Source organism: Staphylococcus ratti, assembly GCF_020883535.1.
Lineage (GTDB): Bacteria > Bacillota > Bacilli > Staphylococcales > Staphylococcaceae > Staphylococcus > Staphylococcus ratti.
In genome coordinates this window covers 1,266,088-1,291,700 of the sequence record NZ_CP086654.1, presented here as the reverse complement: position 1 = coordinate 1,291,700, position 25,613 = coordinate 1,266,088, and the positions used below count along the sequence as shown (strand labels likewise).

The 25,613-nt window shown below is 35.0% G+C and carries 24 protein-coding genes and 1 pseudogene; 3 read left to right on the top strand and 22 right to left on the bottom strand.

Features of this window, described 5'->3' with window-relative positions; translation table 11 throughout:
- Nucleotides 1-183: 183 nt before the first annotated feature.
- A pseudogene (locus LN051_RS11505) lies at nt 184-439 on the top strand (transposase); the annotation flags it as partial.
- A 442-nt stretch (nt 440-881) separates the two neighbouring features.
- On the opposite strand, the gene sucB reads toward LN051_RS11505, so the two are convergent.
- The 18 genes from sucB to LN051_RS06200 all read right to left on the bottom strand — a co-directional run bounded on the left by sucB (nt 882) and on the right by LN051_RS06200 (nt 17,244).
- The gene (gene sucB / locus LN051_RS06285; RefSeq protein ID WP_229291697.1) at nt 882-2,138 is read right to left on the bottom strand and encodes a dihydrolipoyllysine-residue succinyltransferase; all 1,257 of its coding nucleotides are present in this window, start codon (nt 2,136-2,138) and stop codon (nt 882-884) included.
- Nucleotides 2,139-2,150: 12 nt separating this feature from the next.
- A complete protein-coding gene (locus LN051_RS06280) occupies nt 2,151-4,940 on the bottom strand; it encodes a 2-oxoglutarate dehydrogenase E1 component (RefSeq protein ID WP_229291696.1) in 2,790 nt (929 codons plus the stop codon).
- A gap of 90 nt (nt 4,941-5,030) precedes the next feature.
- Nucleotides 5,031-6,401, bottom strand: coding sequence for a HAMP domain-containing sensor histidine kinase (locus tag LN051_RS06275; protein ID WP_229291695.1), 1,371 nt, complete (start codon nt 6,399-6,401; stop codon nt 5,031-5,033).
- Nucleotides 6,398-7,075: a response regulator transcription factor gene (locus LN051_RS06270; RefSeq protein ID WP_229291694.1), complete on the bottom strand. Its 678-nt coding sequence runs from the start codon at nt 7,073-7,075 to the stop codon at nt 6,398-6,400. The genes LN051_RS06275 and LN051_RS06270 overlap by 4 nt, the downstream gene beginning before the upstream one ends.
- Nucleotides 7,076-7,411: 336 nt before the next feature.
- Nucleotides 7,412-8,026, bottom strand: coding sequence for a phosphatase PAP2 family protein (locus LN051_RS06265; RefSeq protein WP_229291693.1), 615 nt, complete (start codon nt 8,024-8,026; stop codon nt 7,412-7,414).
- A gap of 17 nt (nt 8,027-8,043) precedes the next feature.
- Complete coding sequence (locus tag LN051_RS06260) at nt 8,044-9,114, bottom strand: undecaprenyldiphospho-muramoylpentapeptide beta-N-acetylglucosaminyltransferase (RefSeq protein ID WP_229291692.1); 1,071 nt, start codon at nt 9,112-9,114, stop codon at nt 8,044-8,046.
- Between the two features lie 9 nt (nt 9,115-9,123).
- Entirely contained in the window at nt 9,124-9,633 is a 510-nt protein-coding gene (locus LN051_RS06255) for a GNAT family N-acetyltransferase (RefSeq protein ID WP_229291691.1), read from the bottom strand.
- A gap of 5 nt (nt 9,634-9,638) precedes the next feature.
- Entirely contained in the window at nt 9,639-11,072 is a 1,434-nt protein-coding gene (locus tag LN051_RS06250) for a S41 family peptidase (RefSeq protein ID WP_229291690.1), read from the bottom strand.
- Nucleotides 11,073-11,258: 186 nt separating this feature from the next.
- Nucleotides 11,259-11,480 (bottom strand): YozE family protein, encoded by a 222-nt coding sequence (locus LN051_RS06245; protein ID WP_229291688.1) that lies wholly within the window; start codon nt 11,478-11,480, stop codon nt 11,259-11,261.
- The gene (locus LN051_RS06240) at nt 11,480-11,980 is read right to left on the bottom strand and encodes a PTS sugar transporter subunit IIA (protein ID WP_229291687.1); all 501 of its coding nucleotides are present in this window, start codon (nt 11,978-11,980) and stop codon (nt 11,480-11,482) included. Before LN051_RS06240 ends, LN051_RS06245 begins: the two co-directional genes overlap by 1 nt.
- 13 nt (nt 11,981-11,993) lie before the next feature.
- The gene (gene msrB, locus LN051_RS06235; RefSeq protein WP_229291686.1) at nt 11,994-12,422 is read right to left on the bottom strand and encodes a peptide-methionine (R)-S-oxide reductase MsrB; all 429 of its coding nucleotides are present in this window, start codon (nt 12,420-12,422) and stop codon (nt 11,994-11,996) included.
- Nucleotides 12,415-12,942: a peptide-methionine (S)-S-oxide reductase MsrA gene (gene msrA, locus LN051_RS06230; protein WP_229291685.1), complete on the bottom strand. Its 528-nt coding sequence runs from the start codon at nt 12,940-12,942 to the stop codon at nt 12,415-12,417. The genes msrB and msrA overlap by 8 nt, the downstream gene beginning before the upstream one ends.
- 17 nt (nt 12,943-12,959) lie before the next feature.
- On the bottom strand, nt 12,960-13,805 hold the full coding sequence (locus LN051_RS06225) for a DegV family protein (RefSeq protein WP_229291684.1): 846 nt from the start codon (nt 13,803-13,805) through the stop codon (nt 12,960-12,962).
- Between the two features lie 20 nt (nt 13,806-13,825).
- Nucleotides 13,826-14,302: a dihydrofolate reductase gene (locus tag LN051_RS06220; RefSeq protein ID WP_229291683.1), complete on the bottom strand. Its 477-nt coding sequence runs from the start codon at nt 14,300-14,302 to the stop codon at nt 13,826-13,828.
- 67 nt (nt 14,303-14,369) lie between these two features.
- Nucleotides 14,370-15,332 (bottom strand): thymidylate synthase, encoded by a 963-nt coding sequence (locus LN051_RS06215; RefSeq protein ID WP_229291682.1) that lies wholly within the window; start codon nt 15,330-15,332, stop codon nt 14,370-14,372.
- 144 nt (nt 15,333-15,476) lie between these two features.
- A complete protein-coding gene (gene brxA / locus LN051_RS06210) occupies nt 15,477-15,914 on the bottom strand; it encodes a bacilliredoxin BrxA (protein WP_229291680.1) in 438 nt (145 codons plus the stop codon).
- A gap of 12 nt (nt 15,915-15,926) precedes the next feature.
- Nucleotides 15,927-17,048: a conserved virulence factor C family protein gene (locus LN051_RS06205; protein ID WP_229291679.1), complete on the bottom strand. Its 1,122-nt coding sequence runs from the start codon at nt 17,046-17,048 to the stop codon at nt 15,927-15,929.
- A 10-nt stretch (nt 17,049-17,058) separates the two neighbouring features.
- Complete coding sequence (locus tag LN051_RS06200; protein WP_420853966.1) at nt 17,059-17,244, bottom strand: zinc-finger domain-containing protein; 186 nt, start codon at nt 17,242-17,244, stop codon at nt 17,059-17,061.
- A 370-nt stretch (nt 17,245-17,614) separates the two neighbouring features.
- On the opposite strand from LN051_RS06200, the gene LN051_RS06195 reads away from it, so the two are divergent.
- Both LN051_RS06195 and LN051_RS06190 read left to right on the top strand, forming a co-directional pair.
- Nucleotides 17,615-18,319, top strand: a complete 705-nt coding sequence (locus LN051_RS06195) for a queuosine precursor transporter (RefSeq protein ID WP_229291677.1) — start codon at nt 17,615-17,617, stop codon at nt 18,317-18,319.
- 101 nt (nt 18,320-18,420) lie between these two features.
- A complete protein-coding gene (locus LN051_RS06190; protein WP_229291676.1) occupies nt 18,421-18,837 on the top strand; it encodes a ribonuclease HI family protein in 417 nt (138 codons plus the stop codon).
- A 31-nt stretch (nt 18,838-18,868) separates the two neighbouring features.
- On the opposite strand, the gene LN051_RS06185 is transcribed toward LN051_RS06190, so the two are convergent.
- The 4 genes from LN051_RS06185 to LN051_RS06170 all read right to left on the bottom strand — a co-directional run bounded on the left by LN051_RS06185 (nt 18,869) and on the right by LN051_RS06170 (nt 25,441).
- Complete coding sequence (locus LN051_RS06185) at nt 18,869-19,756, bottom strand: 5'-3' exonuclease (RefSeq protein WP_229291675.1); 888 nt, start codon at nt 19,754-19,756, stop codon at nt 18,869-18,871.
- A gap of 1 nt (nt 19,757) precedes the next feature.
- Entirely contained in the window at nt 19,758-23,210 is a 3,453-nt protein-coding gene (locus tag LN051_RS06180) for a dynamin family protein (protein WP_229291674.1), read from the bottom strand.
- A gap of 149 nt (nt 23,211-23,359) precedes the next feature.
- A complete protein-coding gene (rarD, locus tag LN051_RS06175) occupies nt 23,360-24,274 on the bottom strand; it encodes an EamA family transporter RarD (RefSeq protein WP_229291673.1) in 915 nt (304 codons plus the stop codon).
- A gap of 42 nt (nt 24,275-24,316) precedes the next feature.
- Nucleotides 24,317-25,441 (bottom strand): THUMP domain-containing class I SAM-dependent RNA methyltransferase, encoded by a 1,125-nt coding sequence (locus LN051_RS06170; RefSeq protein ID WP_229291672.1) that lies wholly within the window; start codon nt 25,439-25,441, stop codon nt 24,317-24,319.
- Nucleotides 25,442-25,613 lie beyond the last annotated feature (172 nt).

The following is a 25,613-nucleotide window of genomic DNA, read 5'->3' as shown; positions in this document are numbered from 1 at the left end:
CCACTCCCGCTTTTTTGTCCAAAAATAATGCAAATGTCTCTATAATTTTAAGTGACCAAAGAAAAAATAAAGGTGATATATTGCGCCCATGTGTAATGATCTATTAAATATAGTAATATTAAAATCAATAAAGTTGAAGAAAATGTAGATTTTAGAGAAGTATTGACAGTGTGTAATTAACTTCGTTACATATCATCATTATATTCCGTTCATAAAAACGAAGTTTCTCGTAGCTTATGGAAAGTGTTATGCTTCTACAGAAAGCATGAGGATATCATTGCTTGTATGATTAAACTCCCTCAATTTAACAATGGTGCAATTGAAGGGATTTAAACTGATTAAAAGAATTTCATATGGTTATCGCAACTTTTATAACTTCAAAAATCGTATTTTTAGACTGTATAAAAAACCAAAGAAAAGCAACCCCACTCTTTACTAGTGAAATTGCTTAAATAGATTGCGTACCGAGTCGAGACTCCCGAGGCATAGAGCCGAAACCGAAAATCAGGGAGAGATACAGAAATCACATAACATTGATTTCGTAGTATCTCCCCCGCAACTATGACTAGGTTTCTAATAACAGTTAGAAACCAGTCATAGACTGCGTTGAAAAGGAACACCTGCTCACTTACGTTCACATGTGTACTGAACACGTATATCATTACATTCAAACGTGTTCATGCAGAGGTAAGGCGCCTGGGAAAGCGAGACTCGAAGTAGCAATCGGAAGTTTGCTACTTAATTATTATATATATCTACTATATAAAGTGCACAACTATTTAAATTCAACAATGCACATTGTAATAGACGTATTAAAGAAAAAGAGCAGAACGATGAAATCTTATTGATTTCAGTTCTGCTCTTTTTATCATCAGTGGATATTAAGATTCTAATAGTAAATCTTCAGGATTCTCGATTAATTCTTTAATTGTTTTCAAGAAGCCAACAGCTTCTTTACCATCAATAATTCTATGATCATAACTTAATGCAAGATACATCATAGGTCTATTTTCAATTTTATCGCCATCGACAGCTATAGGACGAGTGATAATTGAATGCATACCTAATATTGCAGCTTGATTACCATTAATAATTGGTGTAGACATCATTGAGCCAAAGATACCACCGTTTGTAATAGTAAATGAACCGTTCATCATATCATCTAAGGAAAGTTTATTATCGCGCGCTTTGGCAGCTAAGTTCGCGATTTCTTCTTCGATTTCAGCAAAGTTTTTCTTGTCGCAGTCCCGTACATTAGGTACTAATAATCCTCCAGGTGTTGAAACCGCTACACCGATATCATAGAACTGCTTAGTAACCATGTAGTCTCCATCGATTTCTGCATTCACTTCAGGATACTTTTTAAGTGCTGCAACTGCTGCTTTTGTGAAGAAAGACATAAATCCTAATTTTGTACCGTTATGATCTTCCATAAACTTATCTTTTTTACGCTTACGTAAATTCATAACGTTTGTCATATCCACTTCGTTAAATGTTGTTAGCATTGCAGTATTATTGCTAACTTCTAACAATTTTTTAGCAGCTGTTTGCTTTCTACGACTCATCTTTTCTCGAACAACTGGTTTATTAGGTGTTGCCGGTTTTTGTGGTTTTGATTCTGCTTTTTCAGATTTTTCACTTGTTGAAGCAGCTTTCGCTTGTTGACCACGCTCAACATCTTCTTTACGTACAATGCTATTCACTTCATTTAAGCTAATACCTTTTTCGCGCGCGGCTCTGCGTGCAGAAGGTGTTGCATTAATACGCTCTTTTGAAGTGTTGTCATTTGTTTGTGCTTCTTTTGAAGAGGCATCATCGTTCGACTTGTCAGATGTAGCGTCTTTTTTATCTTCTTTCGACTCAGATCCTGATTTGTTTTCAGAGTTAGAAGATGTGCTACTTCCCCCTTCACCAACAACGGCAATCGCTTGTCCTACTTCAACCGTGTCACCTTCTTCAGCAAGTAATTCTTGTAAAGTTCCTGCTTCTTCAGAAACTACTTCAACATTTACTTTGTCTGTTTCTAATTCAAGAATGGCTTCACCTTTTTCAACGTTGTCTCCAACTTTTTTTAACCATTCTGCAACAGTACCTTCTGTTATTGATTCTGCTAATTCTGGAACTTTTACCTCTGCCATTTTATATGCCCCCTAGATATTTAAACTTTTTTCAATAATGATATTTTGAACGAGTTTGTGTATTTCTCCATCACCTTCAGACGGTGCTGCGCGGTGTTTACGACCTTCATAATATAGTGGAAGATCTTTACCAAGTATGCGAGTAAGTATAGGATATACAAAATGCCAAGCACCTTGGTTTTGTGGTTCTTCTTGAACCCATGTTACAGACTCTACACCCTTAAGAGATTGCAATAATGTTGCTATTTCTTCTTCAGGGAATGGGTAGAGACGTTCAACTGCAACTAAAAGAATTTTTGGATTAGGCTCTTTTTGAAGTCTTTCTTTTAAATCGATAAACATTTTACCAGTAGCCAAAATTACTTTTTTCACTTTTGAAGCATCATGATTTTCGACTAAAACAGGCTCAAATCCACCTTGTGTAAATTCATTGATAGGTTTCGCTACTGTTTTATTACGTAATAAGCCTTTAGGAGACATAATCACAAGCGGACGCATTGCTTCTGTATTTAAGCTTGCTGCTTGTGCACGTAATAAATGGAAGTAGTTACTTGAGCTTGATAAGTTACACACGGTCATATTATTCTCAGCCGCCAGTTGTAAAAATCGCTCTAAACGTGCAGATGAATGTTCTGGTCCTTGTCCTTCAAAAGCATGTGGTAAGAAGAAAGTTAAACCTGAGCGTTCTCCCCACTTAGCATTTCCAGAGAATATAAAATTATCGAAATACATTTGTGCCATATTTGAAAAGTCACCAAATTGAGCTTCCCAAATATTGAAGGAACTTGGATGTTCAACGTTATAACCATACTCAAAACCAACAACTGCAGCTTCTGATAATGGTGAATTGTGAATGTCGAACGTAGCTTTTTGATTTGGAACGTGTTGTAAAGGTACAAAAACATCACCATTTTCTTGGTCATGGAGGACTGCATGACGATGACTAAATGTACCACGTTCACTATCTTGTCCCGTCATACGAATTGGTGTACCTTCTTGCATCACTGTAGCAAATGCTAATTGTTCTGCATGTGCCCAATCTACTAACCCTTCGTCACTTTCGAAAGGTGCACGACGTTGCTCTAAAATTCGATTTAATTTTTTAAATACATTAAATCCTTCTGGGTATGTGAGCATCGCATCATTAATTTCTTTTAAACGTTCAAGAGACAATTCGCTTTCATTACTTTGTAAAGGTTTTGAAATACCTTCCGGAATGTCCATATCTGTATTATCGTTTTTATCATTTTTATCGATGGCGTCATGCGCTTGACGCATTTCTTTTTGAACGTTTGAAATGACTTCGTCCATTTCATCTTTGTTAATGATACCCTCTTCAATTAAGCGATTACCGTATATGATTTCAGCTGTATCATGGTGTTTAATATCTTTATATGGTAATGGGTTAGTAAGCGTAGGTTCGTCCATTTCGTTATGACCGTAGCGACGGTAACCGACTAAGTCAATGACAACGTCTTTATTAAAAGCTTTTCTGAATTCCATAGCGATATCGATGACTTCGATCGTCGCTTCAACGTCATCAGCATTAACATGCATAATTGGAACATCGTAACCTTTAGCAACATCCGTCGCATATGTTGTGGAACGTCCATCGATAGGATCAGTAGTGAATCCAATACGGTTGTTTGTAATAATGTGTAAAGTACCACCTGTTGAGTAACCTTGTAAGCTACCTAGGTTCATTGTTTCGAAGTTGACCCCTTGACCAGGATATGCAGCATCGCCATGGATGATGATTGGCATACCTTTACAAAAGTCAGTTTCGACTTGGCCTGGACGATTCGTATTATCTTGGGTTGCACGCGTACGTCCAGTAACAACTGGTGCTACAACTTCTAAATGACTCGGGTTATTAGCTAATACAATGCGTTGTTCTTGACCGTGGTCATTAATAATTCTTACGCCACCGAGATGGTATTTCACATCACTTGTCCATCCAGATGTTAATTTTAAACTACCGTCTTCAGGTAAAAATTTCATAGGGTCGGTATGCATAAATTCAGAAAGCATCATTGCATATGGCTTTTTAAGAATGTGCGTCAATACATTGAGACGGCCGCGATGCGCCATACCGATTTGAATATTAGAGATGTTTTCTTCACAAGCACGTTTAATTGTGCGTGATAACATTGGCACTAGGGCATCTACACCTTCGATAGAGAAACGCTTTGCCCCTACGAAGTTTTTGTGTAAATATTTTTCAAAACCTTCAACACTTGCTAATTGCTTAAATAGAGCTTTTTTCTCTTCTGTATTGAGCTCTGCTTTATATGGTGTTTCTATACGACGTTTTAGCCATGTGCGTTCTTTGCTATTATTGATATGTGTATATTCAAAGGCAATAGGCCCTTTGTATCGTTTTTCCATTCTCAAAATAGCTTCATATGCATTGTCATAAATGTCTTTGAAATGTTCTGAAACGATGTCGGAAGAGATACCTTCGAGCGTTTGTTGATCTAAATCAAAATCTTCAATGGTTAATTTAGGTAAATGCTTACGTTCAGGCTTATTCACAGGATAGATATCTGCTTGTAAATGCCCGTATTGTCTAATATTGTCAATTAACCTCATCACTCGTTTAATTGTGCTATCTCCTGAGCTTGATTGATGAGATGAATGTGATACTGTTGCTTTGCCATCTTTGATTGTGCTAAAGAGCACTTGTAAATCTTCAGTGACGGAACTTGGATCTTCTAAAAACTGGTCATAGAGTTCTAACATTAATCCTAAATTCGCTCCGAAGTTTACAGGTGCCTCAGTCACCTGTTTATCGTTCTTCATAATCCACCCTCCACAGAATAAATAAAAACGCTTACAGGACAATCATAGCATTAATTTGTGAACATTTAAAGGCAAAAAACTGGGTAAATTCTAGTTCTGACCGGCGTTAAAGCTAATGGTAAAAGTTGTAAAATTACCCACTTCGCTTTCAACTGAAATGCGACCTTGATATAATTTAACGATTTTCTCGGCAATGGATAATCCTAGACCATTGCCGCCTTGATGACGTGATCTGGATTTATCGACACGATAAAATCTATCGAATATATAGTGAATGTCTTCTTTAGGAATACCTATGCCGTGATCTGTAATATCAATAATGACTTGGTTATTGATGAATTTTGTAGCGATATTAATTCGTTTGTTTCTAGTGTCATATTTTATAGCATTGTCAAAAAAGATAAGTAAAATTTGTTCGAAATGGAAGGCGTTAATATTTAAGTAAATAGATGCTTGTGTCGTATTAAATGTGAATGTGTAGGCTTCATGAATTTTCCTTATCGCTTTTATTCGTGTTTTAATTTCTTCATTAATGTCTACTTTTTCAATTTGATTTTCAGTATGTCGCATATCATTTTTAGTCAGTAGTAATAGTTCTTCAACTAATTTTGACATTCGATTCATCTCTTCGATTGAAATAGATAGTGACTCTTCTAAAACAGCAGGGTCCTTTTTCCCCCAACGTTTAATCAGACTTAAATGTCCTTGAATAATTTGTAATGGCGTTCTTAATTCATGGGAAGCGTCTTCTACAAATTGACGCTGTTGATTGAAAGAATCTTCTAATTTAAGCATCATACTATTAAATGTATCGATCAAGGCGTCTGTTTCTTCGTAATTTGTTGGTGCAGATAATTTTTCTTGGAAACCATCACGGCGTATTTGTGTCATTTTTTCAGTAATAATATTGATAGGTCTAGTAATTTGAGAAGAAAAAATATAACTGATCGTCGCTGTAACAAATAAAGCAATAAGTCCAAATATAAGTGCTAAATACGCTATAAAACGTAGTAAATCGTCATAATCATCTAAAGAATGGATGACGGTTAGATAGCCTTTAAAATAAGGTGTATCTACAGGTGTAGACACAATAATAAAGGAGCCTTCATCATTTTTAATGATTTTTACATTTCTAGAATCATAGGCATGAAATTCTGGAGTGTAACGAATGTTGGACATATTGGTGTTCTCAAAGATTTTGCGATGATAGTAATCATGTAAAATTACTTTTTGATAACTGTTTGTTACAGCATTGAATTCTACGGTTGTAATACTTTGGATAGGTTTATTTTCTAATAAGTTGTAGATATCATCAACACTGCGCTCTGCTTTTTCTAATTCATGTTGTTTCAAGAGACTGCTAATTGCGTAGATAATGAGTAAGCAAAAAACAAAAATAATTAAAAAGGTAATAATTGTAGTAACAAAAGTCCATTTCGTTTTTAAAGTGGATTGTTTCATTGTCTAATCACGTATCCTACTCCTCTCACGGTTTCAATAAGTTTTTGCTTACCTACAGGTTTTAATTTATTTCTCAAATAACGAATATAGACATCGACGACATTCGTTTCAACAGCAGATTCATAGCCCCATACATGATCTAAAATTTGTTCTCGATGTAATACGTGATTTTTATTTTCAGCTAATACGAGCAACAAATCGAATTCCGTTTTTGTTAACTCAATATTTTGAGACTCATATGAAACGCTAAAACCGTGTTTGTCTATTATGAGCCCATCGATATTAATGATATCCGGGTTAGGTTGATTTTCTTCAGAATATCGACGTACCAGTGCGCGCATTCTTGCAAGTAATTCTTCAATTTCAAAAGGTTTGACGATATAGTCATCGGCGCCATTATCTAATCCAGTGACTTTATCATAAACTTCTCCTTTAGCAGTAATCATGATAATAGGTGTATCTTTTTGAGCGCGTATCCGTTGACATACTTCGAGCCCATCCATTTCGGGTAACATTAAATCTAATAAAATAATGTCATAGTTTTGTTGTAACGCTTTATTCAAACCGGATAAGCCATCATAAGTAATGTCTACATCATACTGCTCGTATTTTAATTCAAGTTCAATAAAACGTGCTAAATTTTGTTCGTCTTCTATTATTAATACTTTTTTCATTATGTCACCTCTTCTCTATCATATTTCAAAATGCGTCCAGTTAAAAGTTTAAAAAAATTTGGATTTTCAATTGACAATCATTCTCAATAAGGTATAATGTAATTGAAAATGATTCTCAATCACACACAACGACCCCCCACTACAATTCGTTCTTTAGATTGAGGCATTTTCAAAGTACTATCCCCTTTTTATATGCCCGTATAAAAAAATAGTCGTTTTGATTAAACGTTAAATTTAAAGCTGTCACACTTTTGTGCGACAGCTTTTTTGTTTGTATAAAAAAGTAAGACGAAAACGCTATCGTACGTATCACAACCTCACTTTTTATGGTTCATATTAAATTTTGAGCGGTTTTCTTAAAATGAGTTGTGTCAGTATAATGCAGAATAGGCCGCCTATAATCCCCGCGATGATATCAGTAGGATAATGAACACCTAAATAAACGCGAGAAGTTGAAATCAGTAAAATCATTAGTGCACATAGCGCCATGACCACGACTTGTGACTTACCTTTTAGTATACGATGGCTAATGTATATTAGGCTTCCAAAGAAAGCTGTTGAGCCCATTGCATGACCGCTAGGAAAACTGAATCCTGTAATATCAATCAATCTCAAAATTGTTGGCCTTTCTCGGTCGAAAATATTTTTTAAGATTGGATTGGTAGCGCCTGAAATCATCATAGTTAATGCGAAAAATAAAGCTTCAATTTTATACTTGTAAAACATTAAAATTGCAATCATCAACAAAGATAAGCACATCATCGCCCACACTTCGCCTACTTGTGTAGCGCCGAAAAAAATAGAAGTGGAGATAAAGCTTTCGGAAGAATAGATAAATTCGTATACTTCGGTGTCAATCCATTTGCCTAATCTTGATTCATGAAACATCGCAATAACTGCAAAAATTAAAGTAAAAATGATTAATAAAGAAATACGTTTCCAATGATTCAACCTATGCGCCTCCTTTTTTACGATGTTGCGTCATCAATAATTTTATTAAGTAGTGCCTCTTTTGTTAAGCTTTCTTTGAATGATTGCATATTTTGAATGATTTGTTGACGCGTATTTTCAATTTTATTCAATTCAGGACATAATGTTTCAATTGAAAGTTCAGATTCATCTATCATTGATGCATACCCTTGTTTTTCAAAATATTTCGCGTTATCAATTTGATCTCCACGTGATTGGTCTAAACCAAGTGGGATGAGCAACATAGGAATTTTTAAAGTTAAAAACTCATAAATTGCGTTTGAACCTGAACGAGAAATTACCGTATTTGTAATTGCTAAAATATCAGTTAAATCATCTTTTAAAAATTCAAATTGGATGTAGCCAGATTTTTGAATGGTATCGTCTTTAAGATTTTTGCCTGTTAGATGAACGATTTGATAGGTTTCAAGCAATTGATCTAACTGGCGTCGAATCGCTTCGTTAATTTTCAAACTTCCCATACTTCCGCCCATGACGAGTAAGACTTTTTTATCTGGACTAAATCCAGTAAGCTGATAGCCGCGCGATGGATTTCCATTTTTCAAATCTTCTCGAATTGTAGCACCAACAAAATCAGCTTTTCCCTCTGGCACATATTTTAGAGTTTCTTCAAAAGTAACATAAAGTTTTTTAGCAAATTTCATACTGATTTTATTCGCTAAACCGGGCGTTAAATCTGATTCATGAATAATTGTTGGGATATTTAAGCTTTTTGCAGCTAATACAACAGGAACAGAAACGAACCCGCCTTTTGAAAATAAAATATCAGGTTGCTCTTTTTTTAAAATACGACGCGCGTCCAATACCCCTTTCATCACTTTAAAAACGTCTTTCGCATTTTCAACAGAGAGATAACGTCTTAACTTACCGCTTGAAATAGCAAAATAAGGTGTATTTGGAAGTTGTGAAGAAATCATTTCGCGTTCAATACCTGTTTTTGAACCAATGTAAAATGTTTGATGCCCATGTGCTTCTGCTGTCGGAATTAAACTTAAATTGACTGAGACGTGACCGACTGTTCCGCCTCCTGTAAAAGCAATTTTAACCATGCTAACCCTCTATTCATTGAGATTTTTATAATATGCATAAAATGGTTTCCCTTTGTCAAACGGAAACGTATTGCTCGTCATTTCGCCTATTTTGACAAAACCATTTTTTTCAAATAAGCGTTGCGCTCTTTGGTTTAATGAAAATGTGTCTGTTAGAAGTAGACTTACGTCATGTTGTTTTGCGTTTTCTATTGCAAAATCAAACAAGCGTTGCGCACTTCCTTTAAACGTTGTTGAAGCAACGAGGCGATGGATGACATAGGCGTTTGTAACATCTGCGGGCCAATCAATTTCATCATACCAATCTGGCGCGTTTTGATCTATGACAATAAAGCCTTTAATTATGTGATTATCTTCAAGTACAAACATGCTATGTGATGTGATATCACTTTCAAAGTGTGTTTTCAAAGGATAGCGATGGTCCCATTGAGGATTTTCATCTTTAAGCATGAGCGCTTTTGCTTCTTCTGTTAATTTAACAATAACATCAATGTCATCGAAAGTCGCACGTCTAAACATTATCGTTACTCCTTAATGTGTTGGATTGTTTTTTCTAACATGCTATCTTCTTCATGCGCTTTTTCAACTAAGCGTTCGGTAAATTTACGATTCGTTTCTTTGTCAAACGCTCCGGTAACTTTAAGCTTTTCTGCTTTTTGGAATTGCTTGATAGCTGCTTGAAGTGAACTGTCAAATTGTGTATTTTGAGTCTCAGTATGATAGTTTAAAGCATTTAAACCGATTTTGATAGATTTAACATGTTGATCATTATCACCTAATTTAAATGTTTGATTAGACGGAATCACATGTAAATTTTCAAAATCTGAGCTATCGATTTTGACATCAGGCTGAATGCCTTTTCCATGAATATAATGTTTATTAGGTGTTAACCATTTCATCTCTGTAAATTTCAAAATTGAGCCATCTTCAAGTTCACGCGTTGTTTGAACAATCCCTTTACCGAAAGTTTTAGTACCATAAATTTTCGCAACATTATGGTCTTTCATGGCACCAGCAAAAATTTCAGATGCACTTGCTGACCCTTCATTAACTAATAATGAAATATCCAAGTCAGAAATATTAGCTAACGGTTCGTTCGACGTTTTCATTGCTTCTTGTTGTTTCCCTTTTTCTAAATAAAGGACTGTTGTATCTTTTTTAAGAAAAATATTTGACATTTTAACAGCCTCGTCTAAAAGTCCTCCTGGATTGTTTCTTAAATCAATAATAATATTTTTGGCTCCTGATCTTTGCGCTTTTTGAATCGCTGATTTCAATTCTGCAGAAGTACCTTCTTGGAATTTGTTGACTTTAAATACAGTTATTTTGTCTTTTTGCTCAACTTCAACACTTTTGACATGAATAGTGTCGCGTGTTACAGTAAAGTCTTTTGTTTCTGATCCTCTTTCAATGGTTAATGTGACGTTTGTGCCTTTTTCACCACGGATATTAGGAATGATCTCATTCAGAGATTTCCCTTTTACAGATTTGCCATCGATGGCTTTCAAAATATCTTTTGGCTTAAGACCGGCTTTTTCTGCAGGGGAGGCTTTCATTGGACTCGTAATCATGATATGGTCCCCTTTTTGTTGCATCTCTGCGCCAATTCCTACAAAGTCGCCTGTCACATCTTCATTAAATGCTTTTGTCTTATCTTTAGCAATATATTCAGTATATGGGTCATTTAACCCTTTTGTCATGCCCTTAATCGCATTTTCTAATAATTTATCTTTATTTGGTGATTTATAATAATCATTTGCGAGTGTTTCGTATACTTTGCTCAATTTTTCACTGTTTGCGGTTACCTTTTGATCTTGAGTGTGTTGGTGCCAAAAATACATCCCGCCTACAACAGCTATAGTGGTCAAGATGACAGTTAAAATTATCCCAACAATAAACTGGGATAAAGAAAGATACTTTTTGCCTTTTGTTTTTGTGTTTTCTTTGTGAGGCAACATTGTAACACCCCTTCATTTTGTATGTAAATAAAAAGAGTGAGCGTGAAATCAAATTTTTACTGATTTGATTTCGCCGTATCACTCCTCAAATTTAGACTATGCAACGTATCGTTCATACTATGAGATTTATCTGAATTTGACACTATAATAGTGCGTGATAATGAATTCGAATTTCATAGCGCAACATTAAAAGCGGAGCCATTCTTGGTACTCTTCAAATAATGCATCAAAGACAGACATAGATAACGTGTAATTTCCCTCAGTTTCAATATAATCAGATAGAGTATCAAAGTCGGATTCTTGTTTAGGAAAGTCTAAATCTTGGTAGACCATTTCTGCAAAAGTCCCTTCTTCATTGGGACGACCTCTTACAGTGAGGAGGAAGTGGTAGAAAGACGCATCCTTCATTATTTCACCGTGACGTCAATCACTTTAGTTTCACCTTTAGATACATGAGTGCTATCACTAATAGAAAGCGTTTCAGTTTGATCGGTGTTAGTAATAATGATTGGAGAAATTGATGATTTTGCATTTTGATCAATATAATCAATGTCGAATTCAACGAGCTTATCGCCTACTTTGACATGATCACCACTTTCAACAAATGTTTTAAAGCCTTCTCCATTTAATTGAACAGTATCTAATCCAATATGGACCAACACTTCAAGCCCATTATCTGCTTTTAAGCCAATGGCATGTTTCGTTGGAAAAACGTTATCCACTACACCAGAAATCGGAGACACTACAACGCCTTCAGTAGGTTTAACGCCAAAGCCCTCACCCATCATTTTTTGAGCGAATACGGGATCTGGAATGTTTTCAATTTCAACGTATTCTCCTGTGATAGGTGAAAAAACCTCTATATTTTTACTTGCCTCGTTGCCTTTACTAAATAATTTCTTAAACATCACAATCGCTCCTTTATTGTTCGAAATGCTTTATTAAGTCGCCATACCCAAGTGATTCGAGTTTTTCATATGGGATAAATTGAATTGCAGCTGAGTTAATGCAGTATCGTAAACCGCCAAGTTGACGTGGACCATCATTGAAAACATGTCCGAGATGACTGTTGCTGTCTTCAGCGCGCACTTCGGTACGAACCATCCCAAACGATTTGTCTACAAGCTCAATGATTTCTTCGTCATTAATGGCTTTAGAAAAGCTAGGCCAACCACAATTCGATTCAAACTTGTCATTAGAAGTAAATAGCGGCTTCCCAGAAATTTTGTCTACATAAATTCCTTTTTCATAATGGTTCCAATATTCATTTTCAAATGGCGGCTCAGTGCCATCTTGTTGTGTGACTAAGTACTCTAAGTCTGTTAAGTCCTTTTTATCTTTTTTAATCATTTTGATCTCTCCAATGTCGATCTATGAAAGCTTTACGACCTGATCCAAGCTGATATTGTGCATAATGTACAGGATTTTTACGATAGTAATCTTGATGATAAGCTTCAGCTGGATAAAAGTTTTTGTATGGTTCTACAGGTGTAATCACAGGTTTATCGAAAATATGTGCTTCATTCAAAGCTTTTATTTTTGCAATTGCTTGTGTCTTTTGCTCATCATTATGGAAAAAAATGACGGGACGATAATGTTCGCCTCTATCAAAGAATTGCCCACCATTATCAGTCGGATCGAATGTTTTAAAATAAATGTCTAACATTTTTTCATAACTGATACGTTCTGGGTCATATTCAATTTGTACCGCTTCAACATGACCCGTTGTATCAGAACATACTTCTTCGTAAGTAGGATGTTCACGGTGTCCACCGCTATATCCAGCGGTAACAGAAAGGACACCTTCATAAGTGTCAAAAGGTTTTACTAAACACCAAAAACATCCACCGGCAAATGTGGCTAATGCCATGGTATCACTCCTGAATGTTAATTTTGTTCTTTTAAGACAACGACACCTATAGCTCCTGGACCAGTATGTGTTGAAATGATAGGCGTCGTATAATTAGTATCGAAATTTGAAAAGTTGAATGTTTCTCCGATTTTATCTTTGACTTTCTCTAAAAAGTCAGTCGCATTTGCATGAACGATAGCTGCAGATTTAATTTTACTGTCTCCTAAAAATGCGGTTAAATCTTTGGCTAAATATTTTGCACATGCACCTTGCGTTCTTGAACTATGAATGATTTCCAAATTCCCTTCAATTAAAACGCCTACTGGTTTAATTTTCATTAAGTTACCAAGCATTCCTTTTGCTTTACTGATACGCCCACCTTTGATGAGGCGATCTAGTTTACCGATAACAACGTAGAGTTGGATATTCTTTTGTAAATGGTGTACTTTATCAACAATCGTTTCAGTTGGTAGACCTTCATCAATCCATTGGATAATATGCTGAATTTGGTAGCCTAAGCCAAACGTAATAGATTTCGAATCAATTACAGTAACTTTGCCATCGACCATTTCACTAGCTTGAACAGCTGTTTGATACGTACCACTAAGTCCTGAAGATAGGTGGATACTTATGACTTCAGCGCCATCTTTTGTTAATGCCTCATACGTCTCAACAAAACGTCCTAGAGGAGGTTGACTGGTTTTTAAATCGTTGTTGTCATCCTCTAAATAATTAACGTAAGCTTCTGAAGATATCTCTTCTTGGTCGACGTAAGATTTACCATTAATGGTAACGCTTAAAGGAACAACATGTACATTATGGGTCTCTAAATATTTCGGGTCTAAATCTGATGTGGAATCTGTTACTATAATACGTTGCATTTATAAAACCTCCGTGGTGATTACTTTCTAACTAAATGTAAAAAGGTGTGCGGATATTTATTTTTATCGTCGATTTCTCCTTCAACTGCGGATGCTATTTTCCAATCCTCAAAAGTATAGGATGGGAAAAAGGTATCTGCTTGAAATGTATCATCGATAACGGTGATATACATATCATCGACTTTATCTATAAACATTTCAAATAAAGATTGTCCTCCAAAAATAAAAACGTGACCTTCAAGTTTTTCGATTTCTTTTATATCATGAATCACTTCAACGCCTTCTGCTTTGAAATCTTTATTTCGTGTTAAAACTACATTTTTACGATTTGGCAAAGGTTTACCAATGGAATCATAGGTCGCACGTCCCATTACTAAAGTGTTGCCAGTTGATAGTTTTTTAACATGCTTAAGGTCATTGGGTAAGTGCCAAGGCAGTTGGTTATTAAAACCGATACCTCTATTTTTATCATGTGCTACTAAGATAGATAAAGTCATTCTACTCACTCCTATGTACACTTTATTAGGTTATAGATTTTTAAATATTATGCGATGAGCCTATTTATTATACGGCAATAGGCGCTTTAATCATTGGATGACTTTGATAATCAACAATTTCTAAGTCTTCGTATTCTAAATCAAAAATCGATTTGTCTGAATTAATTTTTAGAGTTGGAGGCGCAAAACTCGTACGTGACAATTGTGTTTGTACGGCGTCGACATGATTACTATAAATGTGCGCATCACCAAAAGTATGAATAAATTCTCCAACTTCTAATCCACATTCTTTCGCGATTAAATGTGTCAATAAACTATAGCTCGCGATATTGAAAGGGACACCTAGAAAAATATCTGCACTACGCTGATAAAGTTGGCAACTTAGTTTGTTATCTTGGACGTAAAATTGAAAAAGCGTGTGACAAGGTGGTAATGCCATTGTTTCAATTTCTGCAGGATTCCAAGCGCTAACGATATGTCTTCTTGAATGAGGATTGTTTTTAATCTCTTCGATAAGGTTTGCGAGTTGATCATAATGTTTGCCATCTGGGCCAACCCAATCTCTCCACTGTTTTCCGTATACGTTCCCAAGGTTACCATGTTTTGTCATGAATGCATCATCATTTAAAATGTTTTGTTTGAATTTTGACATTTCTTCTTGGTAAAGCGCATTAAACTCAGGATCTTTAAGAGTACGATGACCAAAGTTAGTCATATCTGGACCAGTGTAATCTTTAGATTGGACATACTTTTCAAACGCCCATTCATTCCAAATGTTGTTGTTGTACTGTAATAAATAGCGCAAGTTTGTATCTCCACGAATAAACCAAATGAGTTCAGTTGCGATTAATTTAAACGAAACCTTTTTAGTCGTTAGTAGTGGGAAACCTTTATTTAAATCAAACCTAAGTTGGTGGCCAAATTTTGAAATTGTTCCAGTTTGGGTTCTATCTTCTCTTGTCTGACCAAGTTCTAAAATTTCTTCACATAATGCGTGGTATGCTTGATCAAATGGATTCACTACAGTCACCTCTTTCTCTTATATACTATAATAAATTATTTGGTACCTATTATAAATTAAAAAGAGAGATATGGCTCGAATTTTGAATACCCTACCTCTCTTTTTCTTTAGATTATATTTATTTGAGTGCTAAGAATTAGTAATTAATAATATTTACTCGCAATGTGTATCAAAGGCATCTTTAATGTCCATTGCAATATCATTAATGTCGCGACCTTCAATATGTTCTCGAGGTATAAAATGAACTAATTGGTCCCCTTTAAATAAAGCATAAGATGGACTTGAAGGGGCTTGTTGAATGTACTCACGCATTTTTGCTGTAGCTTCTTTATCTTGTCCTGCAAAAACAGTGACTTTATGTGTCGGTTTTTTTTCGTTTTGTTCAGCTACTGCGACTGCAGCTGGACGTGCTAATCCTGCAGCACACCCACAAGTGGAATTGATGACAACAAAAGTTGTGTCATTTGCATCGATATGTTTCATATGGTTTTCAACATCTGTGTCAGATTCAAGACTTGTAAAGCCATTTTCAGTTAATTCCCCGCGCATTTGCGCTGCAAGTTCTTTCATATAAGCATCATAAGCATTCATTATTAACATCTCCTATTTATTTCGATTTGCAATTTGTTTCCAAACGGACCCAAGTGCTTCTTCTCCATTTTCAATTCGTGCAATCGCCATTTCAATTTGAAGCTTAACTTCATAAGCTTCATCATTTTGATGTGCTTTTAAAGTAGCGAGCTGCTCTGGGCCGCCTTCATCAAACAGAAACATCGCAGCGCGCCAACGTACAATTTTCTGCGGGTCAGAAAGTGCTTTTTCCATTTCAGGTAACGCCTCTTTAAAACCTAAATCACTTAAGCTATCTCCTGCTGTTCGTCTAACAGCGGGACTTTTGTCGCGAAGTCCTTCGTACAAGTAAGGCAAAGTGGCACGGCTTTCAATCATACTAAGTAATACAATGGCTTCTCTTCTTAAAGGGACTTTCTCTTCTTGAAGCGCCGCTTTTAATAATGGATAGTCCGATTGTTTTGGAGTCGGAAATGATTTTAACATACTTAACCGTTCGGTCCAATCATCAGTTTGCTGATAAGTTTCTAGTGTAACATGTTGATATACTTTTTGTGGTATGTGTGTTTCTGACGTTTGTGCTTTATGGATAAGGTCGGTTAGTACTGTTTTAGGATATAAAGCGTTGATTTCTGTTTCGACATGTGCCATCACTTCATCCATCTCGCCATATCTAATGCCTAAAGTTTCCCATTTACGCATAAAAATGACGTTATCATCTGGTTTTTGAGCGGCTGAAATGGCATCGATAAAAATATCGGACAACTGTTGACGTAATTCTTGGTTTCCGGAAGTCACTTTGATTTGATAAGGAATTTGTTTGAATTTGAGTATTTCGACTTTAATTTCACCAAAATGGATGTCAGGTTGGGATGTACTTGTTTCTTCGATAGCTTCTCCATGTGTTGAAAGTGCTGCAGTAACTTTGGGCAACACTTCTTCCCAATTTGCTTTAGGCATTTTGTCGATAGCGATAAAATCGAGTACGTAAAATATAGATTTAACGTCGTGAATTTTTAATATTTTATTAATAAATTTAGGCTGCCCTGCTTTGGCTTCTGTATACGTATTTGAGCGATTATCCTCTCTTTTGTGAGATAAAATAATCTTCATAGTATTAGGACTAGGTGTAGGTTCAACTTTTACAATTTCCATCATAGGCCTCCTATTGTAGTTCATTTCCCAATTGTTGTATTTGTTTTCCAATAGAGCATTCATTAATACAAAAATGATGCGCTTGTGTTTTATTTTGCGACTTTCGAATATGCGTCTTAATTAAACAATGCTCGCAATATTGGTTCATCAAATTGTCAATTTTGGAAATCGCGCGTTTTTTAGATTCTGTGAACACACGTATCGCTCCTTTAAGAATATAGCACAATACAATAATCATAATCCTAACATGTATTCATATTTCTATGAAGTAATAAATTCTGAGATTGAGAAAGATTTTTATTCTGACGACGACACGATTATAATAAGACGACCTATTGAATTTTTGCCTTATTTCTCTTATTATATATGAGTTGATAAAAGTGAACGATGTGTTAGGAACAAAAGCGTTTAAAATTTGTGTGAAATAGAAAGTATTATAAAGTTTTCTTGAAATCACACTACGAGATCGTATTAATGATTTTTGACGCATTATCCTACCCTTTTAATAAAAAATAGAGAAGCGGTTTCTAAACACCCGCATTATCAAAATTTAGGAGGTAAATAAAATGTTTAATGAATGGTTAGGTCTAATAGCCTTTTTAGCTACATTTTTACTTATGATTGTGATGTTTCGTTTATTTGGACAACAAGGTTTAATGATTTGGGTTGCAATGGGTACAATTATTGCTAATATTCAGGTCCTCAAAACGGTAGACATATTTACTATTTCTGCAACATTAGGTAATGTGATGTTTGCATCTATTTATTTAGCGACAGACATTTTAAACGATATTTACGGGCGTAAAGTTGCTAAAAGAGCAGTTTGGATGGGCTTCTCTTCTGCTTTAATCATGATTATTTTGATGCAAATTTCACTGGCTTTTTATCCGAGTCGTGCTGATGTTTCTCAAGAAGCCTTAAGTGCGATTTTCGATTTAGTACCTAGAATCGCATTTGCATCTGTCGTTGCTTATCTCATCGGACAATATGTGGATGTTATGATCTTTAATTGCATCAAGCGCATGTTTAGTTCAGATAGAACATTTTTTATACGCGCATATGGAAGTACAATGTTAAGCTCAATCATTGATACCGGAATTTTTGTTGTTTTCGCATTTTTGGGTGGTCCTCTTCCAAATGACGTCGTATTTGAAATTTTTGTTACAACATATGTCCTAAAATTAATGACGACGATTTTTAATGTACCGTTTGGTTATTGGGCTAAAAGTTTATACCGTAAAGGTAAAATTCGAGATTCTGTTCAAGACTAATTATATAGCTTCGTTTTAAAAGTAAAAGGAGTTAGGAGCATCATTGCCCTAATTCCTTTTTTAGAATGTAAACGTGTTAAAATAAGGAAGAGGTGTGTGGAATGGCGAAAATATATTTTGATGCAGCATCACAAGGTAATCCTGGTTTAAGCACTTACGGTGTTGTAATTGTTGAAGAAAATAAAAGATATACTTTTTCTAATGTTTTAGGTGAAATGGAAAACCATGAAGCAGAATGGGAAGCATTATTAGTTGCGTTGAAAGAAGCAAAACAGCTTAATATTGAAAATGCTTTAATTCATACCGATTCAAAGCTGATAGAGGATGCTGTAAACTGCGAGTTTGTAAAAAATCGTAAGTATAAACATTATTTAGAAGATTATCTTCATGCTACCGCACATTTTCAACTTTGTTTCGTGAAATGGATTCCAAGAGAACAAAATAAAGAAGCGAATATGCTTGCACAGACGCAATTGTATCGTTATACGAAGCCAAAATCTAAAAAACGCTTAACATGAGAAGCTATACATGTTAAGCGTTTTTTCTTAATTATAGGTAGAGGGTGCGAAGGTATTTGTATGAGACATATAGCTCATGCAAATGGCAAACTTCTAAAGTTTTATCTATGTTGTGTTCGTAAGTAATCTGTTGTTCAAGTTCAGGTACATTTAAAGGAACATGTTCCTCGATTTGAGCTAAACGTTTTGAAAGTTTTAAATCTTCGATATGTGTATTAATTTTCTTTTGTTGACCTGGTGTTAAGGCGTGTATATTTTCAAGTACGCCTTCGACGGAATGGTATTGTTGTATTAATTTAAGTGCTGTTTTTTCTCCGATTCCTTTGACCCCTGGATAACCATCTGCGGTGTCTCCCATAAAAGCTTTAATATCAATAAGTTGTTTAGGATGAAGTTGATAGTGCTCTGTAAAAGCGTTTTGATCATATTTTTGATATTCTGTAAATCCTTTTTTAATCAACCATATTTCAACGTTATGAGTAGCGCATTGAAGTAAATCTCTATCTCCTGTAACGATAATGACTTGTGTATCAGAATTAGCTTCGTATTGTTTAGCTATCGTCCCCATCACGTCATCTGCTTCGAAATTTAAAATACCTAAGTTATGAAATCCAAGGGCTTCGGCTACTTGTTTGACGTGATTAAATTGCGGGATGAGTTCTTCAGGTGGCTCAGGTCGATTTTGCTTATAGCCATCAAAAATGTCATTGCGAAATGTAGCTTTCCCCATATCCCAACACACTGCTACGTGTGTTGGTTGTGCGTTTTTGATAGCGGTAAATATATGGCGTACAAAGCCTTGTGTTCCGTTTGTAGGGATACCATTTGAATTGCGCATAAATTGTTTGTGGACACTTGTTGCATAAAAATGCCTGAACAAAAGTGCCATGCCGTCAATAAGCAATATTTTCTTAGTCATATTAATCCTCAATTTCTAATGTCGTTTTTAAATTTGGAAGCACAGTTTTTAATTGTTTAATTAATGTGTTATCTACTGTATATGAAAGTGCTTCTTTGATTTCTTTTTGAGCTTCGTGTTCAAGGTGTTCGAGTTTGTCTGCACCTTGTTGATTCAATGTTTCATTTAGCTTCAATAATGCAGCTTTGAGTGATTCTAGCGGCTTTTGAAGTTGTATGAGCGTTTGCTGTTTAACGGTTTCTTGGATATCTTTTTGTGCATTAGCTTGAATCATTCTTTTTTTAGTTAATTGTTTTGGTAAATTTTGAACAAATGTTTCCAAATCAATTTTTAAAAATGCAGTTTCTAATTGTTCGAGTTGAACGGGTTCATTTGCTTGTACGAGTACATGAAGTTCTTGTAGTGCTTTTAAAGTTGGAGCTAATTGATGATTCAATTGTGCAGAATAGAATTTTTTGAGTCGTTCTACCATTAGCGTTTGTTCCAAATATAGCTTTTGATGAATTTGATCTAAAAATAATTTGGAAGCGATCTGCTTTTCTTTCTTAAAATCATCTGTGTTCGTCATTTGGCCATTAAAAACGGACTTCACATCATCTAACAATTGAATATTGAGCCGTTCATTAAGATGATAAATTTGATCTTGAATTTCATTTTCTGTTTTTTGTGCGGTCGTTTTTAAAATTTTATTTTCAAAAACTTGGGGTGATGCAATCGATTTAAGTTGTTGTTTTTGATGATTCAGTTGAGAAGTGTTTTGTTCAAAGTCATGAATCATGGTTTTCAATGCATGGTAGATATGCTCTAACTGATGTTGCATGCTAGAAGCTAATACGGATTTAGATTCTATATCTGCAAAATATTGAATGCTAGATTTAAGTGTATCAATACCTCTATCCCCTTCTTTTAAGGCGTTGCGACTAGAGACACCAAATATTTCTGGAGACATCCCTACCTCGTTTAACGCGCTATTAACGTAATCTAACACTGCTTGATGGTCTTCTTCAGTTTCAGCAAGATCAGTAGCGTTAACGACCATTTTAAACGCCTGGTTTTCCATTAGCTGGTTCATATCTTTCATATGTTGAATGAAAGCTTTGTCATTGTCTGTAAATGCGTGATTAAAATAACTGACATATAAAATTAAATCTGATGTCGTTAAGATTTTTTCAGTTTCATTTGTATGACGTTGGTTATTTGAATGCAAGCCTAAAGAATCGATAATAATTTTATCTTTTAACCAATCTAAAGGTAATTGGAGATGAACCGTTTTTACAAATGTCGCAAACTTGTCTTCTGCGCTCCATTTTCTAATCTCATCTTGTTTGATTTCCATCGTGTAATGTTGTGCTGTTAGTCGGTCGTACATAGCATAGTTTTCTTCCACAGCATTAATAAATGCGAGACGATTTTTGTCAATGCGTGCTTTTAAATCGCTTTTATCAGCATTTAAAAATGCTTGGATAGTCTCATATTCGTAGCCTACAATTTCAGTAACATGATTGATTTCTGAAAGCAGTGTTTCTTTGGTTTTAAAAGTTATTGAATTGGTATCGCCATATGAAATTTCAGTCGTAGCAGCCGTAGTTGGATTAGGTGAACTAACTAAATAATGATCTCCAAGCAAAGCGTTGATTAAACTACTTTTACCAGCACTAAATGTACCAAACACACCGATTTTTATGAGTTGATCATACATCCGGTTTAAAGTTTGTTGAATATTTTCTTTTGTGGATTGAAACATCGGTATATCATGAATGGCTTCTAATGCAGCCTCAATTTTTTTGGTTTTTGATGCGGACGTCTCAGAGGCGTTATTAGCTTGACTTTTAATTTTATTCATACCATTTTCGCTTTGTTGTGGTTCGTATTTAATAGGTGTTCTATCAATAAGTTTATCGAGTGAATCATCAATATGAATATAGTAATGACGATAATTTTCAGTATCTAAAGAGTGTTTGAGCTCTCGTAAAGCAATGTATTGTTTGTAAACATCATTTGTGTCTGTTTCAGTTGTTTCTTGTTTCGGAACTTCTACAGATTCTACAATATCTTGATCTAATTGATCTGAAGATTTAAGTACAAATTGACGAATCTGTTTCATTAAATTTTCAGAAAAAGTAAGCACATATTGGTTACTAATATTAATCTGTTCTTGATACAATTCGGTCACTAAATGTGATGGGATTTCAAAGTTTTGATTAATTATACGCGTGTTCAAACTTGAATCATGTATAAAACGGGTTAAATATGTCATATCTTCTTGCATAGGTTTAGCGATTTCTTGCGTTACTTTTGTTTGTAATACTTGCATTAATGCATCTAAACGAGAAGCACGTGCTTCTTCGATTTTTTTGGATTTATTAAACCATCCGCCCACTTTAAAGTCTTTTGTCATACTCTCTAAATAATGTCTAATGTGTTCGCGCGTGTCGTGCGTCATAATATAAGCATTTTTAATAATATTTTTTCGGTTGTCTAAAAGTGTCTCATGCAATGCTGTAGGATTATTTAGAAGTTTAGTCTCTTCATTTACAGACTGATTTTCTAAATGCGTTTGATAAGCGTCATCAAATGATTGTGCCTCTAAGTTCAGACGTGTTAAAATGTCTTGCATTTCTTGCTCTAAATAATCGGACTGGTTTTGCGTAATGAACTGTGTCATGCGACTTACGTACGTTTCGATGGGTTCTCGTTGTTCATCTTGTGCATGGATAAATGCTTTTAGTTCATCAAATTGATTTTCTTTATGTTCGAATTTAGTGACATAAAAGGTTTGTACTAAATCAATGTCCCATTCGTTGATTGAATCTTCAACACGTGTTTTAAATGTTTCAAATGATATTTCGGAATCTTGGTGTTTATCAATTTGATTAATGACAAATACGACTGGAATATGTGCACGATTCAAACGTTTCATAAATTGAAAGTTTAAGGCTGATTGCACATGATTATAATCGACAGTGTAGAAAACCATATTGCTTGTATATAAAAAACTTTCAGTGCTTGTGCTATGCGATTGCACATTAGAATCTACCCCAGGCGTGTCTTGAAATGTAAATCCGTTATGATAATTCTCAGATTTAAAACGAATATCTATAGACTCCACATGATAGTTTTCACGGTTCATTTGTTTTACTTCATCGTAGCTATCAAGATGTGTATATTTTTGTCCTTCAATATTCGCTGTAATACCAGATTCGTTTGCAACGGTGACCAGTGCAGTGTTACTTGTTGTTGGTACAGGAGAGCTCGGTAAAATATCTTGTCCTATTAAACGATTGATCACCGTGGATTTACCAGCTGAAAAATGGCCTACAAATGTCATAGTGTAATGTTCTAAATAAACTTTTTTTATAATTTGATTAATGGTATGTACAAAGGAAGTACGATTGGATTTTTCAACTTCCTTTTTTAATTTATATAAAATATCTAATTGTGCTTCGTTATGCATGATTGATTCCCCTTGTTTAGTTGGTACTATACTATTGTATTATATGTGACATTAACTAAAAACCCAATCATCTTGATAAATATAAATGGAGCAGAACAATGAAATATTATCGATTTCTGCTCTGCTCACATCAGTATTTTGTTATTGAACTATTCTTGGTATTTTAATGGTTTCGGTCGTCTGATTATTTTTATGACTTGTGAAACGATATATACGAATATACCAAACCATATAAAACAGAAAGTAATAAACTGGTCCATGTTAAAAGGTTCTTTGAATACAAAGACACCTAGAATAAAAATTAATGTAGGTCCTATATATTGGATGAAGCCCATCAATGAAAGCGGGATTCGAACGGCACCCGCTGAAAAGGCTAAAAGTGGGACGGCAGTAATCACGCCGGAAAAGAGTAACCAGAATGACGACATATTGAGCCCGATACTTAAACTATGATACATCATCATATAAATAAAATAAATGATTGCCATAGGTGCCGTCACTATAGTTTCGATTGTAATACTACTCATAGCATTCAATGGAACGAGCTTTTTTAATAAGCCATAAATGCCGAAAGAGAACGCAAGTATTAATGAGACGAAAGGAAACTCTCCTAATTTTAGAGTCATATATAAAACGCCTATAAAAGCAAAGAGAATTGCGACCCATTCTAAGCGATTGAAGCGTTCTTTAAAGAAAATCATAGCGAGTAAAATACTAACCAAAGGATTAATATAATAACCCAAACTTGTTTGAAGGACATATCCCGCTTCAATTGCGAAGATGAAGGTTCCCCAATTCAGCGTGACCACATACCCTGATACAATAATAATAAGTAATTTTTTGGGTGAAGCGATGAGTGAATGTAAATCGTTTTTAAAAGACCCCCATTGTTTCACGAGAGGTAGAAGTATGAGCATAAAAACTAAAGATAAAACAATTCTTACCATTAATGTTTCAAGTGCATCAATACCTTTAATAAGAGACCAATATAATGGCAAAGTCCCCCATATTATATATGCCACAAAAGCAAATCCAACGCCTTTTTTAAAATTTGATTCTTGCATTTTCAGCCTCCTTTTACATATGTACTCAGTTGAACATATGCGTTATTTCTTTGGAGCCCAATATTGATAATAGGTTGTTTCTATATAACCATTAAAAAGTTTGCGTCGTTTCGTTGCTTTGCGATTGACTAAGTATTCGAATTCTTTGTTACTTGTCATAATGTAAAGTGACAGATTTGAATGTTGATGTAACAATGTACCTAAATAGCGATACATTTCTTCGACTTCTGCACGATCTCCTATACGTTCACCATAAGGCGGATTGCCAATAATACCTATAGGACTTTCTTGATTAACAGTGAGTGTATTAACATCTTTAACACTAAATCGAATAATATCTCCCATACCGACTTCATCGGCATTTGCCTTAGCGATTTCGATCATTTGTGGATCAATATCAGAGGCATAAATTTCTACTTCTCTATCGTAGTCAGCTGCTTGATCGGCTTCTGCACGCAATTCATCATATAAGTTGCTAGGCATCATTTCCCATGATTCTGAAACAAATGAGCGATTGAAACCTGGTGCGATATTTTGAGCAATCATACACGCTTCAATTGCGATGGTGCCAGAACCGCAAAACGGATCGATTAATGGTGTATCTCCTGTCCAATTGGCAAGTTTTACTAAAGCGGCCGCAAGCGTTTCTTTAATTGGCGCTTCCCCTTGTTTTAAACGATAGCCGCGTTTATTTAACCCTGAACCAGAAGTGTCAATTGTAAGTAAAACTTGATCTTTAAGAATATTTACTTCTACAGGATAATTCGCCCCAGATTCTTCTAACCAGCCAGGGACATGATATGCTTTTTTTAAACGTTCCACGATTGCTTTTTTTGTAATGGCTTGAACATCAGGAACACTGAATAATTTTGATTTTAGACTTCGTCCTTGAACAGGAAACTTTCCATCTTCACTTATAATTGTTTCCCAAGGCAGTGCTTTGGTTTTTTCGAATAATTCATCAAACGTTAAAGCTTGAAACTGACCGACAATTAATTTTACACGATCGGCTGTTCTTAGCCATAAATTGGCTTTCGCAATCGCACTTTCATCGCCTTCAAAATAAATTCGACCATTCTCAATTTGTGTTTCGTAACCTAAGTCTTGGATTTCTTTTGCCACAATGGACTCTAGTCCCATCGGACAAACAGCTAATAATTGATACATGTTGAACCTCCTTTTTAATGAAACGGTGTAAATTTCTCAGTAATTTTAGAGCTTAATACTTAATCAAACTTTATGGTGTCCATGAAACATAAAAACGAACGGCATATAGACGTTAGCTAATTATGTATTATGTATAAATAAATTAAATTGTATCGTACAGGTGGATGCTTTT

Coding starts and splice junctions, on each gene's coding strand:
- brxA (WP_229291680.1), bottom strand. CDS start 15,914: ATGAATGCTTATGATGCTTATATGAAAGAACTTGCAGCGCAAATGCGC.
- LN051_RS06170 (WP_229291672.1), bottom strand. CDS start 25,441: ATGTATCAATTATTAGCTGTTTGTCCGATGGGACTAGAGTCCATTGTG.
- LN051_RS06195 (WP_229291677.1), top strand. CDS start 17,615: ATGTTTAATGAATGGTTAGGTCTAATAGCCTTTTTAGCTACATTTTTA.
- LN051_RS06185 (WP_229291675.1), bottom strand. CDS start 19,756: ATGACTAAGAAAATATTGCTTATTGACGGCATGGCACTTTTGTTCAGG.
- LN051_RS06255 (WP_229291691.1), bottom strand. CDS start 9,633: ATGTTTAGACGTGCGACTTTCGATGACATTGATGTTATTGTTAAATTA.
- LN051_RS06220 (WP_229291683.1), bottom strand. CDS start 14,302: ATGACTTTATCTATCTTAGTAGCACATGATAAAAATAGAGGTATCGGT.
- LN051_RS06280 (WP_229291696.1), bottom strand. CDS start 4,940: ATGAAGAACGATAAACAGGTGACTGAGGCACCTGTAAACTTCGGAGCG.
- sucB (WP_229291697.1), bottom strand. CDS start 2,138: ATGGCAGAGGTAAAAGTTCCAGAATTAGCAGAATCAATAACAGAAGGT.
- LN051_RS06260 (WP_229291692.1), bottom strand. CDS start 9,114: ATGGTTAAAATTGCTTTTACAGGAGGCGGAACAGTCGGTCACGTCTCA.
- msrB (WP_229291686.1), bottom strand. CDS start 12,422: ATGATTAAAAAAGATAAAAAGGACTTAACAGACTTAGAGTACTTAGTC.
- LN051_RS06240 (WP_229291687.1), bottom strand. CDS start 11,980: ATGTTTAAGAAATTATTTAGTAAAGGCAACGAGGCAAGTAAAAATATA.
- rarD (WP_229291673.1), bottom strand. CDS start 24,274: ATGCAAGAATCAAATTTTAAAAAAGGCGTTGGATTTGCTTTTGTGGCA.
- msrA (WP_229291685.1), bottom strand. CDS start 12,942: ATGGCATTAGCCACATTTGCCGGTGGATGTTTTTGGTGTTTAGTAAAA.
- LN051_RS06270 (WP_229291694.1), bottom strand. CDS start 7,075: ATGAAAAAAGTATTAATAATAGAAGACGAACAAAATTTAGCACGTTTT.
- LN051_RS06275 (WP_229291695.1), bottom strand. CDS start 6,401: ATGAAACAATCCACTTTAAAAACGAAATGGACTTTTGTTACTACAATT.
- LN051_RS06180 (WP_229291674.1), bottom strand. CDS start 23,210: ATGCATAACGAAGCACAATTAGATATTTTATATAAATTAAAAAAGGAA.
- LN051_RS06205 (WP_229291679.1), bottom strand. CDS start 17,048: ATGGAAATTGTAAAAGTTGAACCTACACCTAGTCCTAATACTATGAAG.
- LN051_RS06190 (WP_229291676.1), top strand. CDS start 18,421: ATGGCGAAAATATATTTTGATGCAGCATCACAAGGTAATCCTGGTTTA.
- LN051_RS06250 (WP_229291690.1), bottom strand. CDS start 11,072: ATGTTGCCTCACAAAGAAAACACAAAAACAAAAGGCAAAAAGTATCTT.
- LN051_RS06225 (WP_229291684.1), bottom strand. CDS start 13,805: ATGCAACGTATTATAGTAACAGATTCCACATCAGATTTAGACCCGAAA.
- LN051_RS06245 (WP_229291688.1), bottom strand. CDS start 11,480: ATGAAGGATGCGTCTTTCTACCACTTCCTCCTCACTGTAAGAGGTCGT.